Origin of the sequence: Photobacterium japonica (genome assembly GCF_050337005.1) — a bacterium.
Taxonomy (GTDB): Bacteria; Pseudomonadota; Gammaproteobacteria; order Enterobacterales; family Vibrionaceae; genus Photobacterium; species Photobacterium japonica.
In genome coordinates this window covers 1-16,456 of the sequence record NZ_JAKJSN010000022.1, presented here as the reverse complement: position 1 = coordinate 16,456, position 16,456 = coordinate 1, and the positions used below count along the sequence as shown (strand labels likewise).

14 protein-coding genes are annotated in these 16,456 nt (G+C 49.6%); 9 read left to right on the top strand and 5 right to left on the bottom strand.

The genetic code is table 11. The features are described from left to right. Positions 1 to 42 precede the first annotated feature (42 nt). Positions 43 to 1,230, top strand: a complete 1,188-nt coding sequence (locus L4C36_RS09875) for a YcjF family protein (protein WP_428477636.1) — start codon at positions 43 to 45, stop codon at positions 1,228 to 1,230. Then, positions 1,211 to 2,764 carry a GTPase family protein gene (locus L4C36_RS09870; RefSeq protein ID WP_428477635.1) on the top strand — a complete coding sequence of 518 codons (1,554 nt, stop codon included), beginning with the start codon at positions 1,211 to 1,213 and terminating at the stop codon, positions 2,762 to 2,764. Before L4C36_RS09875 ends, L4C36_RS09870 begins: the two co-directional genes overlap by 20 nt. Before the next feature lie 27 nt (positions 2,765 to 2,791). On the opposite strand, the gene cra is transcribed toward L4C36_RS09870, so the two are convergent. Then, positions 2,792 to 3,826: a catabolite repressor/activator gene (cra, locus tag L4C36_RS09865; RefSeq protein ID WP_428477634.1), complete on the bottom strand. Its 1,035-nt coding sequence runs from the start codon at positions 3,824 to 3,826 to the stop codon at positions 2,792 to 2,794. Between the two features lie 396 nt (positions 3,827 to 4,222). Between cra and fruB the strand changes: the two genes are divergently transcribed. From fruB to fruA, 3 genes are read left to right on the top strand one after another with little or no spacing between them, the layout of a single operon-like run. Further along, a complete protein-coding gene (gene fruB, locus L4C36_RS09860; RefSeq protein WP_428477633.1) occupies positions 4,223 to 5,341 on the top strand; it encodes a fused PTS fructose transporter subunit IIA/HPr protein in 1,119 nt (372 codons plus the stop codon). Position 5,342: 1 nt separating this feature from the next. Beyond that, positions 5,343 to 6,287: a 1-phosphofructokinase gene (pfkB, locus tag L4C36_RS09855; protein ID WP_428477632.1), complete on the top strand. Its 945-nt coding sequence runs from the start codon at positions 5,343 to 5,345 to the stop codon at positions 6,285 to 6,287. A gap of 20 nt (positions 6,288 to 6,307) precedes the next feature. Then, positions 6,308 to 8,062 carry a PTS fructose transporter subunit IIBC gene (gene fruA, locus L4C36_RS09850; RefSeq protein WP_428477631.1) on the top strand — a complete coding sequence of 585 codons (1,755 nt, stop codon included), beginning with the start codon at positions 6,308 to 6,310 and terminating at the stop codon, positions 8,060 to 8,062. Between the two features lie 341 nt (positions 8,063 to 8,403). Here fruA and L4C36_RS09845 read toward each other — a convergent pair whose 3' ends face one another. The 4 genes from L4C36_RS09845 to L4C36_RS09830 form a co-directional block, all read right to left on the bottom strand. Beyond that, positions 8,404 to 9,081, bottom strand: coding sequence for a hypothetical protein (locus L4C36_RS09845; protein WP_428477630.1), 678 nt, complete (start codon positions 9,079 to 9,081; stop codon positions 8,404 to 8,406). 306 nt (positions 9,082 to 9,387) lie between these two features. Then, on the bottom strand, positions 9,388 to 11,244 hold the full coding sequence (malZ, locus tag L4C36_RS09840; RefSeq protein WP_428477629.1) for a maltodextrin glucosidase: 1,857 nt from the start codon (positions 11,242 to 11,244) through the stop codon (positions 9,388 to 9,390). Positions 11,245 to 11,394: 150 nt separating this feature from the next. Next, entirely contained in the window at positions 11,395 to 11,850 is a 456-nt protein-coding gene (locus L4C36_RS09835) for a DUF4174 domain-containing protein (RefSeq protein WP_428477628.1), read from the bottom strand. Between the two features lie 182 nt (positions 11,851 to 12,032). Then, on the bottom strand, positions 12,033 to 12,956 hold the full coding sequence (locus L4C36_RS09830) for a LysR family transcriptional regulator (protein WP_428477627.1): 924 nt from the start codon (positions 12,954 to 12,956) through the stop codon (positions 12,033 to 12,035). A gap of 218 nt (positions 12,957 to 13,174) precedes the next feature. Here L4C36_RS09830 and L4C36_RS09825 point away from each other — a divergent pair, with 218 nt between their 5' ends. The 4 genes from L4C36_RS09825 to L4C36_RS09810 form a co-directional block, all read left to right on the top strand. Continuing rightward, the gene (locus L4C36_RS09825; protein WP_428477626.1) at positions 13,175 to 14,368 is read left to right on the top strand and encodes a glycine C-acetyltransferase; all 1,194 of its coding nucleotides are present in this window, start codon (positions 13,175 to 13,177) and stop codon (positions 14,366 to 14,368) included. A gap of 133 nt (positions 14,369 to 14,501) precedes the next feature. Continuing rightward, positions 14,502 to 15,533 (top strand): L-threonine 3-dehydrogenase, encoded by a 1,032-nt coding sequence (gene tdh / locus L4C36_RS09820; protein ID WP_428477625.1) that lies wholly within the window; start codon positions 14,502 to 14,504, stop codon positions 15,531 to 15,533. A gap of 243 nt (positions 15,534 to 15,776) precedes the next feature. Then, on the top strand, positions 15,777 to 16,118 hold the full coding sequence (locus L4C36_RS09815) for a hypothetical protein (protein WP_428477624.1): 342 nt from the start codon (positions 15,777 to 15,779) through the stop codon (positions 16,116 to 16,118). A 104-nt stretch (positions 16,119 to 16,222) separates the two neighbouring features. Beyond that, positions 16,223 to 16,456 (top strand): hypothetical protein (locus L4C36_RS09810; protein WP_428477623.1); only part of this gene is annotated, 234 nt, incomplete at its 3' end.

Sequence of the window (16,456 nt, the reverse complement as noted above, 5' to 3'; positions counted from 1 at the left end):
GTCATTGCTATGCCTTCATAAGAAGTCGCGATGGAAGTGACGATGCAGCAATTTTTCAAAAACATTTATCAGTATATCAACCCACCGGAAGATCCGGATTTGTCTGCGGCCAATCAACACTGGGAAGCCCAATTACCGACGTTATGGTTAATCGGGAAAACTGGCGCAGGCAAGTCCACCTTGATCGAAACCCTGACGGGCAATGACAGCGTTGAAATCGGCAATGGTTTCCAGCCTTGTACGCAAACCGCCTTGTCGTATCAATTCCCTGAAGATAACCCGATTCTCCGTTTTCTCGATACCCGAGGATTATCGGAAGCCAACTACGATCCCACTGAAGATATTACGGCCTGCCAACAACAAAGCCACGCCTTGATTGTGGTGATGAAAGCGGAAGAGCCTGCGCAGCATGATGTGTTAGCGGCGTTGGCAAAAATTCGCAAAGACGGTCGCATTAACAACCTGTTGTTGGTGCATACCGCGTGTTTGTCGCTGGTTGATGCCAGTCAGCGCAAGCAAGCCATCGGGTACAACCAGGATCAGGTTGATAAGGTCTGGGGGAGCCCGGTGAATGCGGTGGCGGTGGATTTTCTGGTGACTGACGCCGAGCAGGCGAACGGGACGGCCTCGGCGGCCGAGGCGATGGATGAGTCAGCCACCTCGCATGCCACGCCGCTTCCCTATGGTGTAGAAAGCTTGCAGCAACAACTGGCTGAACTCTTGCCGGTGTTGTATCTGTTGCAAGGGGAACAGCAGCACCATGATGCAGAACAGCGCAACTTCGCTAAGTTACAGCGTGAAATCATGTGGTACGCCGGTAGTGCAGGGGCGTCGGATGCCTTGCCGGCGGTCGGGTTGGTGTCGGTGCCCGCCATTCAGGGGAAAATGTTACACAGCCTTGGTCGTCATTATGGGGTTGTGTGGAGCCGTCAACGCTTTACTGAGTTTGCAGGCTTGATGGGGGGCAGCTTTATCGCCAATTATGTGGTGCAGTTAGGCGCGCGCCAGTTAACCAAATTTATACCGGTCTACGGGCAAACTGTCGGCAGTGCGTTAGCTGTCGCCATGAGTTTTGGCTTGACCTATGCCATTGGTCGAGCCGCGTGTAAGTACTTGTACCACATCAGCAAAGGGGAGCCTGTCAGCAGTGATGCCCTTAAAGCGGTGTTTGAGCAAGCCTTGAAGCAAGTCAAAGAGAGCCAGAAGCGTCATGAAGCGAACAAAAAATAGCGTCAGTTTATTATCTCGCACCTCAGCGGGGGTGATCCCGTTGTTGTTAATGGCACTGGTATTACCGGTGCTGGCGTTGGCGGGCTTGGGGATTGTCAGCGTGGTACAAAATGGGTACTGGCTGATGTTGTCTTTGCTGGTGGCTGGCAGTTCGTTATTGGTGTTGGGTGGCTACTTTTGGGTACGCCGTCAGGCGAGTGCACCGGACGTGACCGAGGACGATCTGAAAGGGGAGTTTGATGTTGCACCGTCAGGTGAATGGGGCGCATTTGATCGTGACGTGTGGGAGAGTCTGAATCAACGCAGTCAGGCATTGCTGGCGGAAGATGACAGTTGGCCCGCATTGCGTGAACACAGCTTGGCGTTGGCCATGGAGGTGGCAGGGCGTTACCGCGCAGACAGCAAAGGGAAGGAATTGGCCTTTACCGCCCCTGAATTTTTATTGATGCTGGAACGCGTGAGCCAGCGTTACCGCCATTTCCTGCTTAACCATGTACCGTTTGCTGAGCATTTAAAAATCTCGACCTTGCAGCAAGGTTACCGCCATAAAGAAAAGCTGGGCGCAGCGAAGAAAATGTATGATGCCTATCGCTTATTCCGTGCGTTTACCCCTGCCGGTATTATCGCGGAAGCACGTGGTCAAATCTTCGGTGCCTTGTTTGATCAAGTCAGTGACGAAGTGCAGCACAAGCTGAAAAAAGTGCTATTGCAAGAGGTGATTTCTGTGGCAATAGACCTCTACAGCGGGCGCTTTACGGTGACGGATGGCGAGTTGGGTGAAAGTACCGGTAAACAGCGTGATGAAACGCAATTGGCGGAAGAAATTGAACCATTGCGCGTTGCGCTGGTGGGACAAGTGAGTGCGGGTAAGTCTTCGTTCGTGAATGCGTTTATCGGCAGTATGGTGGCCGAGGTCAGTGCGATCCCGTCGACTGATAAAATTGTCATCCACCGTTGCTATGTTGAAGGCGTAGATTTGATCCACTTGGTCGACTTACCGGGCATTGACGGCAATGCGAAGACGCAGGCATTGTTGTTAGATCAAATGACGCAAAGTGATGTGATTTTCTGGGTGGTGAAAGCCAACCAACCCGCCCGTCAGCAAGATGTGGTGTTGAAGCAGCAGTTTGACGATTTCTACCTGCAACCGGCACACCGTAGTCGTAAAAAGCCCCGCGTGATCATGCTGGTGAATCAGGTTGATCGCTTGCAGCCGGTGAACGAGTGGGCGCCACCGTACGATCTTGAGCGGCCGACCGATGCCAAAGGCAAGATCATCAAAGCCGCGTTTGATTTCAATATGGAGCAACTTAAACCCGATGACGGCATTGTCGTGGCAATGCCCGATCAACAGCCGTCATATAATATGGCGGAAGTGGGTGAGAGTTTATTGGGCTCATTTGAAGAGGGCATCAACACCCAGTTGAATCGACGTCGTCTGGATCATTCCAGTGCTGATCTCACCCAGCAAGCGAAACGCTTGTACTCGCTGGGCAAAGTTGCCGCGAAGCATTGGCTGAAAGAGCAGGGGTAACAAGAATCATCGAGCGGTATAAGCGCCTTAACGACGCTTAATTTTACGCGGGACCACTTCCACTCCAGTCCGATAACGTCCGGCAACGGCATTCAACGTCAGTTCCAGGGCGTTATCGGCAATCAGTTCAAATTGCTGCGGTAGCGACTGGATCTTGATCGGCAAGAAATCGAGCAGACGATTGTCACCAAAAGTGGCTAGTCGGGTTTTTGCCATCAATGCCGGGTTCGCCAGCAAGCCATCCAAAATTCCCTCAAACAAGGTGTAAGAGGTTGCCAGAATCGCATCCGGCAGGGTGTTATTGTCGATCCACTGTTGCACCAAGCGTTGACCTTCGGCTTGGCTGAAAGACGTACCATAAGCGGTGAGGGTAGTGAGCTCTGCTGATTGATTGCCTTTTACGAGCTGCTGTTTGCCATGAGCGCGAATGGCTGACAGAAAACCTTGCTCACGTTCTTTGGATACCCCCAGTTCCGGTACCGCACCAATCAAGCCAATGCTGCTGCCCGTATTGGTGTGAGTATTGGCGATGCTTTCTAGCAAACTGGTCGTTAAATCAAACGCCCCGTCTAAATCTTCACTGATCACCGAGGCAAACGTCTCATCATCCATCGCTCGGTCAATCGCAATGACAGGGACTTTGCTTTTTTGAATACGTTTGTAGAAATCGTTATCGGCCGGTAAGGCACTGGCCACAATCAGCGCATCAATACGGCGGCTGAGTAGGGTCTCTGCCACTTTCATTTCCGTCTCTGCCTCATCATCGGAACACGAGATGATCAACTGATAGCCCGCTTTGCGTACATTGCTTTCTAATAACTTGGCCAATTTCGCATAACTGCTGTTTTCCAGATCAGGAATGATCAACCCAAAGGAGCGGCTGCTGCCGGCACGTAAAGAGGTCGCGGCATGGTCCGGACGGTAGTTATGTTCATTCACCACGGCCATGACTTTGGCTTGGGTTTTCTCACTGATGCGGTACTGCTGTGCTTTACCGTTAATGACATAACTGGCGGTGGTGCGGGACACACCGGCGAGTTTGGCGATTTCGTCTAATTTCATGGAGTGTCTTACCGTTATAAACCGCTCGAATCATGTCTTTGTATCAATGAAAAAGACAGTGTAATTCTCACAGAGAATAGAAAATTGTGCGTGAGATCATAGATCCAAAACAGATCTGACACGGAACGATTGCAATACTAGCTGAAACCATTCAGCATGTCAGCTGAAAGGTTTCAGCCTAGCCTTACACCTTGTGACTTCCGCATGAATACGATGCAGAAAGGATAAGCAGGGCGTGTTGAACAGCCAGCTGCCAATAAGCAAGGCGTTCAGATTAGGCTGAAACTTTTTCATTTGCCGAAAAGCTGAAACGATTCAGCTTTTACGTCAACTAGACTTATTAGCGGCTGGCGGCAGTACGCTGTCATCGCATGAGAACACAACGGGAGTGAACAGATGCTGTCATTATCAACCAGTGATATTCAGCTCAATCAAGTCGCGTCAAACAAGCAAGACGCGATCAAAGCCATTGCGGCAGGTTTAGAGCAGCAAGGCTTGGTCGAAAACGGCTACGTGAACGGCATGCTTAACCGTGAAGCGCAGAACTCAACGTTTTTAGGTAACGGTATTGCGATCCCACACGGCACAACCGATACCCGTGATTTAGTGAAACAAACCGGTGTGCGCGTGCATCATTTCCCGCAGGGCGTGAACTGGGATAACGACAAGACGGTATACCTTGCCATTGGTATCGCCGCGAAGTCTGACGAGCACTTGGGCATTTTGAAGCAGTTGACCAAAGTGTTGTCGGCGGATGGTGTGGAAGAACGCCTGAAAAACTGTGACAGCGCAGAGAGCGTAATTGCCATTTTGAATGGTGAAGTCCAGTCAGAAGCCGATGTCGACACATCACTGGTACAACTGGCATTCCCGGCCACCGATTTGGTGCAGTTAACCGCTGTAGCTGCTGGCTTGGTGAAAAACCATCAGGTGGCGAGCAATGCCACCGTGGCGGATGCTATTGCACAAGGTGCCACCCATGTGGGTCAGGGCCTGTGGGTAGCAAAAAGTCAGAAAGAAGTCACACGCACCGCGTTGTCGTTTGTCACACCAGCCTCGGCATTTGAAGAAGACGGTGTGGCGGTGAAAGGCTTGCTGTTTGTGGCGGCGTGTAATGGCAGCCACGGTGCAGTGATGCACAACCTTGCGCAGCTGCTTTACAAGAAGCAGGCAGACAAACTGTTCACTGCTGATGCGGCTGGTGTGGTGTCACTGCTGACAGAAGAAGCGCTGGACGGTACCACCGCTGTGTTTGCGATTCGTAACCCACACGGCTTGCATGCCCGTCCGGGGGCCATGCTGGTGAGTGTGGCGAAAAAATTCAATTCAACCCTGCTGGTGGCGAACCTTAATGGTGACGGCAAAGCGGTGAATGCGAAGAGCCTGATGAAAGTGATTGCCCTTGGCGTGAAGAAAGGCCACGAGCTGCAGTTCACGGCGCAAGGTGATGATGCTGATGCGGCACTGGAAGCGATTGGTCAAGCCATTGCTGATGGTCTGGGTGAGGGGAAATAAGATGAATAAACCTAAAGTTGTAACCGTTACTCTTAATCCAGCTTTGGATCTGACCGGTAGCTTATCCGTACTGACCGCCGGTACCGTGAATTTGGTGGAAAGCGGTAGCCTGCATCCGGCCGGTAAAGGCGTGAATGTGGCCAAAGTGCTGGCAGAATTGGGTGCGGATGTGACCGTGACCGGTCTGCTGGGTGCTGATAACCAAGAACCGTTTTGCCAGTTGTTCGAGCAACTGGGCGTGCAAGATGCGTTTGTGCGTGTGAATGGCGCGAGCCGCATCAACGTGAAACTGGTCGAGCAAGATGGCCGCGTGAGTGACATTAACTTCCCGGGTGTGGAAGTGAGTGCCGATGATGTTGCGGCATTTGAGAAGACCTTGTTTAGCTTGGCGGAATCGCACGATGTGTTCGTGATGGCCGGCAGCCTGCCGCGCGGTTTGTCACCGGAGCAATGTGCCGCGTGGATTGCCGCGCTGCATCGCCAAGGCAAGCACGTGTATTTCGACAGCAGTAAAGCGGCGTTAGCGGCCGGACTGAATGCGTCACCGTGGTTGGTGAAACCAAACGATGAAGAATTGTCGGATTGGACTGGTCGCGAACTGACTACCGATGCCGAGCTGCAAACGGTCGCTGAGCAATTGGCGGAGAACGGCATTGCCAACGTGGTGGTGTCACTGGGCGCGAAAGGCGTGATGTGGCTGAACCAAGACGGCTGGCTACGTTCGCAGCCACCGAAAATGCAGGTTGTCAGCACCGTGGGGGCGGGCGATACCTTGGTCGCAGGCCTGTGTTGGGGCCAACTGAATAAATGGAACAAAGAAGAGACATTACGCTTTGCAACGGCCTTGTCTGCACTGGCAGTGAGTCAGGTAGGCGTGGGGGTTGAAGACATCAACCAAGTGCTTAGCGTGAAAGAAAATGTCCAAATTAGCCGCGTGAACGCGTAACTCGAGCAGAGGGGATTGAGATGAAAATTGCAGTAGTAACAGCTTGCCCAAGCGGTATTGCCAACAGCGTGATCGCGGCAGGGCTGATTGAAAAAGCCGCCGCTGATCTGGAGTGGGAAGCGAGCATTGAATGCCAGTCGAGCGTGATGTCAGTGAAAACCCTGACGGATGCACAAATTGCTGAGGTTGATGTGGTTATCGTGGCCGCCGATAAAGCGGTGGACTTGTCACGCTTTGCGGATAAACGCGTGTACCAGAGTGCGGTATCAGCGTGTTTTGAAGACCCGAAAGCATTTCTGGAAAACGCAACAGCCAGCGCGGATGTGTTGAGTGCAGCACAACTGGCCGCAACCGCACAAACTGCATCGGCAGGTGAAGAAGCTGAAGGCGGCGTGAAGCGCATTGTTGCGATTACCGCCTGTCCAACCGGTGTAGCACACACCTTTATGGCAGCAGAAGCGCTGGAAGAAGAAGGCCAGCGTCAAGGTCATCAAATTAAAGTGGAAACCCGTGGCTCAGTAGGCGCGAAAAACCAGTTAACGGCAGAAGAAATTGCCGCAGCGGATTTGGTGATTATCGCGGCTGACATCGAAGTGGATCTTTCTCGCTTTAATGGCAAGAAGCTGTACAAAACCAGCACCGGTCTGGCACTGAAAAAGACCACCGATGAAATGGACAAAGCGTTTGCGACTGCGACCGTGTACCAACACCAAGCGGGTGCGCAAACTGAGCAGAAGCAAGAGAAAACCGGCGCATACAAACACTTGATGACCGGTGTATCACACATGCTGCCATTGGTGGTTGCGGGTGGTTTGTCTATCGCCCTGTCTTTTGTGTTTGGTATCGAAGCGTTTAAAGAAGAAGGTACATTGGCCGCCGCGCTGATGACCATTGGTGGTGGCTCTGCATTTGCCTTGATGGTACCGGTACTGGCAGGCTTCATTGCCTTCTCGATTGCTGACCGTCCGGGTCTGGCGCCGGGTTTGATTGGCGGTATGTTGGCAAGCTCAACAGGCGCAGGCTTCTTGGGCGGTATCGTCGCGGGTTTCCTTGCCGGTTACAGTGCCAAGTGGATTGCGGATCACGTTAAGTTGCCACAATCGATGGAAGCATTAAAACCTATCCTGATCATTCCATTGGTAGCCAGTTTGTTCACCGGCCTGATCATGATTTACGTTGTGGGTGGCCCGGTTGCTGGCGCGATGACGGCGCTAACCACCTTCCTGAACAACATGGGCTCTGCAAACGCGGTACTGCTGGGTATTATCCTGGGCTGTATGATGTGTTTCGACCTGGGTGGTCCGGTGAACAAAGCGGCATACACCTTTGGTGTGGGTCTGTTGGCCTCACAAACGTACGCACCAATGGCGGCGGTCATGGCGGCAGGTATGGTGCCAGCATTGGGTATGGGCTTGGCGACGTTTTTGGCGAAACGTAAGTTCAACGCGAACGAAGCGGAAGCGGGTAAAGCGTCATTCGTACTGGGTCTGTGCTTCATCTCTGAAGGGGCGATTCCTTTTGCGGCGCGCGATCCAATGCGTGTTATCCCAAGCTGTATGGCGGGTGGTGCACTAACAGGTGCATTGTCGATGCTGTTCGGTGCAAAACTGATGGCACCCCACGGTGGTCTGTTTGTACTGTTCATTCCGAATGCCATTACGCCAGTGTTCATGTACCTGGTAGCGATTGCGGCCGGTACTTTGGTGACAGGTGTGACGTACGCGATGCTGAAAAAGCCAGATGAAGACATGCTGGTCGCAGCCAAAGCAAAATAATCACACGGTGAGTCACTGACAGCGATTGTCAGTGAGTAAAAGAAAAGAAGCCCCGGCATACTGAATGCCGGGGCTTTTTGCCACCGCTGCCTACTATTTTGTTGCGTTTGCCCTAAACCCAATTCGGGATGATAGTGTGTTGATTCCCCCAAATTACACAATGTGTAAAGCACAAAACACTATCGACATACGTATATTGTGTAGACATTCCTTGCGATAAAAAATGAAAGCGCATGATGTTGTCTAATTATTATTTCCCAATTATTGTGACTCTTTTTTTCGTGTTTCTTATTATGGTATTGCTGATTATAGTATTTTAAGTATTTATTGTTYTTTGATGCTTACCTTTCTTCTGCTGCTAACAAAAGATCTTCCCCGTTAACGATTAATAGATACGATTTCCCTATATCTAAATCACAAATATCGGTTGGGTTCGCCCCAAGATACAATTCCCCGCTACAATTTTCTAAGGTCATATGCGGTGAAAATTTGCCTTTTTTAACTTCCATGGTAGATACCGCTGTCGACACCACTTGTACCCACGTGTCTGCGATAGAAAAAATGCGGATACGGTACTTATCTTCAAGCGGGGCGGGCATTTCCACATCKGTAGACAAGGTCAATTCATCCCCGTCTTGCCACGCAATCGCCCACAATTTCTCGGTGTCATTGAGTACCACATCATTGACTTCCGTTTGTTCCGTTTGGCTGTTGGTATCTTCAATACCGATATCAATTCTCATCGGTGAAGCAGATGTCCAACTAATGCCATGATACTGGGTGTCATAATTAGGATTAGACGCCACTTTGTTACCCGTATCAAATAATGGATTGGTGTCTCCGGTTTCTCGAATGTAAAAATCCACGGGTTGCGTTGAAATATTGACAAGATCAATACCAATCTTTCTAACACTGATGTCATCCATGGAATTCACTGTCGGCGCCGGGCTATCACTGGATCCGCCACCACAGGCGATTAATAAAGCGGTTGTCATTGCTGTTAGCGCTGGCCTAATCATGTTAGGAACCTCGTTATCATTATTTCTGAAGCTCAAACTAAGCATATTTCAAGAATGGAAAGTTTTTTGGTGAATAACAGGGATAAAAATCAGAAATAAATAAGTGACTGAAAAACTATCATTTTATTGCTCTCATGAATGAGATTAGTGCTGAGACAAAGATAAGAAACTCATATTGGCACGATTTTATGAAAATATAGAGAGATATCACGTTAGAAAAATGCTGTGTGGCTAAAAAGACGCAAAAATAAAAAGCGGATCCAAAATGAGGATCCGCGCTTGTCATTCATGGCCTGTTTCAAGCATTCACGCCCTAACAGACAACAACATCCCTTCTTTGCCTGCCAAGGTCAGGGTAAGGATACCGTCTTTCACTTCCCACTCATCGCGGGTGAAACTCTCCACCACATTGGCGTTGTTTACACCAATTTTCCACATCGGAATCGACAGGGTTTTCGCGTACTGACTGTTGTTGATTAAACAGATTTGCTGTTCATCGCCGTAAGAACGGGCAAACACCAACTGTTGATGCTCGGCATATAGCCATTGCAGACTGCCGGACTGAAGCGCTGGGGACTGCTTACGCTGCTGAATTAAATGCTGCACATAGTCAAACATCGGATGCGGTGTCTCAGTACGTTCCCACGGGAAGCAGCGGCGGTTATCCGGATCTTGCCCGCCTTCCAGTGCCACTTCGGTACCGTAATACACACATGGCGTGCCGACATAAGTGAATAGCATCAGCAAGGCCAATTTCATGGTGTCGGTATCACCATCCAGCAGCGTGAGGAAACGCATGGTGTCATGGCTGTCGAGCTGATTAAGCTGTGACAGCTGATTGAGCCACGGGATTTTACTGCGCGCTTCGTTTAGCCAGTCAACCAACACTTCCGCATCAATGTGGCAGCTGTGGTAGCTGATGTCTTGATGGGCAAAGAAGGCGCGCAGTGGGTGGGCGAAACCGTAATAGTTCATCGCACCGTCTTCTTGATCGCCATGCAGCCAGGATGTGGCTTCAAAGAAATGTTCGCCTAACACGAAACAGTCCGGGTTCACGGATTTGGCGGCGTTGCGGAACGCTTTTACGTAATGGGCGTTATTTTTCGCGCCTTCCCCTTCGCCCAGCATATGGATCACATCAAAGCGCCAGCCATCAATGTTGTAAGGTGGACGTACCCAGCTTTTGATCACCGCATCGTCACCGGCGTAGATATAATCCTGTACCTCCGGATTAGAGAAGTTCAGCTTCGGTAAGCTGTCGATGCCTTTCCAGCCAATGTAATCGTTGCTGTCGCCACTGAATTGATAGAAATTGCGATAAGGTGAATCGGGATAATTGAAAGCGCCGTGTGTCTCGGCTTGCTTGCCGTAACGATCAAACCACGGGTGATCAACAGACGTGTGGTTGTAGACCGCATCCAGCATGATTTTCATGTCACGCTGGTGCAAGTCTGCCACCATGTCGGCAAATTGGGCGTTGGTGCCTAAATGTGGGTCAATATTGCGGTAGTCGGCGGTGTCGTACTTGTGATTGCTGGGGGCGGTAAAAATGGGGTTGAGATACAGGGCTGTGACGCCAAGATCTTGCAAGTAATCCAGCTTATCGTGAATACCTTGTAAGTCACCGCCAAAAAATTCATTCGGCCCGTTCTGGCCATGTTCTGAAACCGGGTGTCCCCATGGCAGCGCAATGGTGGGGCGTTCATCGCCGCGCAGGCAATATTCATCGGTTTTGACGCTGATAGACGGATCGCCATTGTGGAAGCGGTCCGGGAAAATTTGGTAGAAAACCTGAGATTGCATCCATGCGGGCGGCTGGTGGACACGGTTGTATTTGAAATGGCTTTCCCGCCCCGGTACACGTGGGCTCACACCGTTACCGTGTAACCACCATTGACGACTGTTTTGCATGATTTTGAAACAGTAGTGCGTAATGGGTTGGTCGTTATTGAGCGGGATACTCGCATGCCAATATTGCAGGCGATTGCGTTGCTCACCGCGTGTCATGTCGATGAGTTCTTCTTCATTGTCAGGGTCGCACCGCACAAAGATGGTGGAGATGAGCGTGTCGGCTTCACTGGCAAGGGTTAAATGCAGCTGATGTTCGGTGATTGCTACCCAGTTCGGGTCTTGTCCATGATAGAAAAAGGGCTTATTGGTCATTGTTGTATTGCCTATAGAGTCATTGGAAAAGTATCAATATGAATATCAACATCTACCATACTGCTTTTGGCAATAAAGAAAATCCTCCTCCGTTAAATTTTAGAGGCGTAGCAAGGGGCGTAGAGTGCGGCCGTGTTCAAAACGCGTGCGCTAGATAGAACAGCGCCCTGTTGGCATGTATGCCATCTCTTTGATCCTTAACGGCATGCGGTCAATCAGTGACGTGATGTACTGCCAATTGGTTTCTTCTCCCCAACGGTGTTTTTCCTGCCCATCTTTGCCCACCAGAATGGCGGTATGTCTATCGGTGGCAATGTCGTATTTTTTCGTCAGCAACGTGATTTCTTCAGGACTAAACAGGTTATCCGGTTTGTTGTAGCCATCTTGGGTGATCACGATAACTTGAATATCCCGCTCTTTTAATTGGCAGTTATTCATCAGGGTTTCTTTCACGAAGGTTTTGACGTGCTGATCATGCACTGGGGCAAAGAAGAGGATGCTGCGATGGTTCCAGTGCATGGAGTCCATCGGGTAAGCCTGCGCGGTTGCAATCAAGCCGCACAGTGAAGAGGTCAACAGTAAACCGAACACGAGCCAAAGTTTCATCGTCGTTTCCTTACTTGCATAACGGTAAGGGAGTGAGAGAGCGAAGTGATGGGGGAGCCCGTTATCACTTCACGCATTCATAATTAACGACAATCCTGTCAAAGGGGATCAAAGCCGAGACGGTGTCTTGTTCTTAGTATTGTGTCTTTGCAAGTATATACCGAACTGCCTGATGGCGCCGATTAAGAAACCGTGTACTCAGACAGGTGCGCAGCCACGTAATCAATAAACACGCGTAAACGGGCTGGCATGAACTTGGTCTGGGCAAACTGTAAGGCAATGTCACCTTGGTAGTTGCCTTTGATCGTCCAATCCGCCAATACAGGGCTGACTTGGCCGTCAGCTAAGGCTTGTTTGATGACAAAGTCCGGGAAAATGCCGATACCAAAGCCGTCAATCACGCCTTTTAAGCGCATTTGTGAGTGATTCACCGCATAGCGACCTTTTACCGCAACGGTGTGGGCTTCGTTGTCTTGCACGAAGTCCCAGATATGATCTGTGGTGGTTTCGCCCAAGTACAAACAATCATGCTGACGCAGATCCGTTGGGTGAACCGGCGTGCCGCGTTCTGCCAGATAATCCGGGCTGGCACACAAACGCAGGCTGACTTTCCCCATGTGCTTCACAACCAAGCCTTCAGTCGGCTTTTCTGTTAAGCGAAACACCACATCAATACCTTCAGAGATCAAATCAATCTCGCCATCGGTGGCTTTAAGCTTGAGTTCAACATCCGGGTATTGGGTCAGGAAAGGTTTCACCATCGGCTGCAGTACAATGCTCAAAAAGGCTTTGGGCGCAGCTACCGTGAGCGAACCAGAAGGCACGGCATGTTCAGAACTGGTGAACTCCACTGCTTGTTTGGTGGCTTCCAGCAGGGTACAGCACTGGTTGTAAATCCCCTTGCCGGATTCGGTGATCACCAACTTGCGGGTGGTGCGTTCAAGCAGCTTGGCTGACAGGGTATGTTCAAGGCGTGAAAGCTGTTTACTCAGGGCGGAAGGGGTCACGCCCAGTTTTTTGGCCGCAGCCGTGAAGCTGCCTTCATCCACGACGATTTTGAAGATCGCCAGTTCTGGCATAAGGGCAATCAGTTTATTAGTGTTCATGGGGCAAGAGTCCTTTTCCAGTGGAAGGGATAATAGTCTGAATGCGCTTTGATTAAAATGATTACCGACTAAATCCAGTGAAATGAACATAAACTGTTTAATGGAACTATTAAAAGGGAGACAGAGTATCCTGTTTGCCTTGGTCGAATGTGGTAAAACCCTTAATTCACAGGGAAAACAGCCCGCATCGGCAATAAAAGAATCTTGAGAGGAACATCATGTCTGCTGCATTTTACGATCAAATCAATCAGCAATTAGAAGAAGTAAAAGCTGAAGGTCTTTACAAGTCTGAACGTGTGATCACATCGGCGCAAAAAGCGTCTGTATCAATCAGCACGGGTGCGGAAGTGTTGAACTTCTGTGCAAATAACTATTTAGGTCTGGCTAACCACCCTGAGCTGATTGAAGCAGCGAAAGTGGGTATGGATGAGCACGGCTTCGGCATGGCCTCTGTTCGCTTCATTTGTGGTACACAAGATTCTCACAAAGCCCTAGAGCAGAAGCTATCGACTTTCCTTGGTATGGAAGACACGATCCTTTACACCTCGTGCTTCGATGCAAACACCGGTCTGTTTGAAACCATCCTAGACGCAGAAGATGCGATCATCTCTGACGCCCTAAACCACGCGTCTATCATTGATGGTGTTCGCTTGTGTAAAGCGAAGCGTTTCCGCTACTCCAACAACAACATGGAAGAGCTAGAAGCACAGCTGATCGCCGCTAAAGAAGCTGGCGCACGTCACACGTTGATCGTGACTGACGGCGTGTTCTCAATGGACGGTGTCGTGGCAAACTTGCCTGCTATCTGTGACTTGGCAGACAAGTACAACGCACTGGTCATGGTTGATGACTCTCACGCAGTCGGCTTCATGGGCGCGAACGGTCGCGGTACACATGAATACCACGACGTGATTGAGCGTATCGACATCATCACCGGTACCCTAGGTAAAGCCATGGGCGGTGCGTCAGGCGGTTATACTTCAGGTAAGAAAGAAGTGATTGACTGGTTGCGTCAGCGTTCTCGTCCGTACCTGTTCTCTAACTCTGTGGCACCTGCGATTGTTGCGGCGTCTCTACGCGTGTTGGATCTGCTGGCTGAAAGCGGTTCACTGCGTGATCACCTATGGGATAACGCGGCACACTTCCGTGCACGTATGGAAGGCGCAGGCTTCACTATGGGCGGTGCGGATCACGCAATCATTCCAATCATGCTGGGTGATGCAAAAGTAGCAGCAGAATTTGCTGAGCGCGCACTGGAGAAAGGCATCTACGTGGTAGGTTTCTCATTCCCAGTGGTACCAAAAGGTCAGGCGCGTATCCGTACACAAATGTCAGCTGCGCACAGCCGTGAACAACTTGATCGCGCGATCGATGTGTTCATCGAAGTAGGCCGCGACATGGGCATCATCTAATTCATAGCCTAGCCAGAGAGCGAAGCATCTAGATGAATACATTAAAATAGAGATGTGGCGTCATTGAGCGCGACAAACACACACAGAAGATTTCTTTGCTTCGCATTGCGCGGGGCAGTAGTGAGAAAACATAATGAAAATTAAAGCACTATCAAAGCTAAAGCCTGAAGAAGGCATCTGGATGACCGAGGTTGATAAACCTGAAATGGGTCACAACGACATCCTGATCAAAATCAAGAAGACCGCGATCTGTGGTACCGACGTACACATCTACAACTGGGATGAGTGGTCACAAAAGACGATTCCTACGCCTATGGTTGTGGGCCACGAATACGTGGGTGAGATTGTGGCTATCGGTCAGGAAGTGCGTGGTTTTGCTATTGGCGACCGCGTGTCTGGCGAAGGTCACATCACTTGTGGTCACTGCCGTAACTGTCGTGGCGGCCGTACTCACCTGTGCCGTAACACCATCGGTGTGGGCGTAAACCGCGAAGGTGCGTTTGCTGAATACCTAGTGATCCCTGCGTTCAACGCATTTAAGATCCCTGAAGGTATCTCTGACGACCTAGCGTCTATCTTTGACCCGTTCGGTAACGCGGTACACACTGCGCTGTCTTTCGACCTAGTGGGTGAAGATGTACTGATCACCGGCGCTGGCCCAATCGGCATCATGGCGGCAGCGGTAGCAAAACACGTAGGCGCACGTCACGTTGTGATCACTGACGTGAACGAATACCGTTTGGATTTAGCGCGCAAGATGGGCGTAACCCGTGCGGTTAACGTGGCAGAAGAGAAGCTGGAAGATGTAATGGCCGATTTGGGCATGACAGAAGGTTTCGATGTGGGCCTTGAAATGTCAGGTAACCCATCTGCATTCAACTCTATGCTGAAAACCATGAACCACGGTGGCCGTATTGCCCTGCTGGGCATTCCACCATCAGACATGGGTATCGATTGGAACCAAGTGATCTTCAAAGGCTTGGTGATCAAAGGTATCTACGGTCGTGAAATGTTTGAAACCTGGTACAAGATGGCGTCATTGATCCAGTCTGGTCTGGATCTAACACCAATCATTACGCACCACTACAAGATCGATGACTTCCAAGCAGGCTTCGATGTGATGCGTTCTGGTATGTCAGGCAAAGTAATCCTTGATTGGGAATAATTCCCCGTTACACGGAAAACAAGCATAAATGAGAAACGGGCCGAAAGGCCCGTTTTTTTGTATTTGAAATTTGTGTTGGGACGGCAAATGGTGATGTGGCTAAATAAGATGTTTGCACTGATAAATTAAATATATGATATTTATCACCTTTTTACCAATGGAATAGGTATATGCTAACGGTCACGTATAGAGTTGTAACGTAGAATAATTCCATATATAAAGTTGTTATATACCAAGGTGAATATGCAAGGATTTAATGAAATATTCTGGCACGACTCAGAAATAGAGTCTGTTGTAGAAATCCCGATAAAAGATGTATTGATCTTCAATGTTCAATATCCTATTGACTGGAAAAATAATATTTTCGAGCCGAGAAGTATTGTCTTTTATGGTTGTTTTTCATATGAAGTCGTTGAAATTCCTTTTGAGGGTAATCCAACTATATTAGATGGTATTCTACTCTCAGAAGTTGGTAGCCCATTTCAACAAGATGGTTTTTTTAAAGTTCATATAAAGACGAATGCTGGTGATAGGTTTATCACATCTGAAAAAGTTGAATTATGTGATCAGCATGTTGGCATATAAAAAAAGTGTTTTAAAGTCGGAAAAGTTACCATTGGCTTGCGCTTCGCGCAGTCTAGCCAATGCCAATTTTTCGCTTAAACGGCGTTATATTTCCAAGGAGAGGTATGAGCCAATCAAATAAATCTTCGATTAACTCAGCGGGGGATGTTTTCGCGTTAGGTATTCCATCAGTCGAATTAGACGGCCTATCGCTTGTGGCACGGAAACATGCTATTGAATGTGTTAGTAAGATATTTTCCGGCTCATATCGTTTTTGGGGGTTCGATGGTTTTGTAATCTTACCGGATGGCACAATTCAACCTTCAATAAATGATATAATGGACTGTTCTTACGAACAA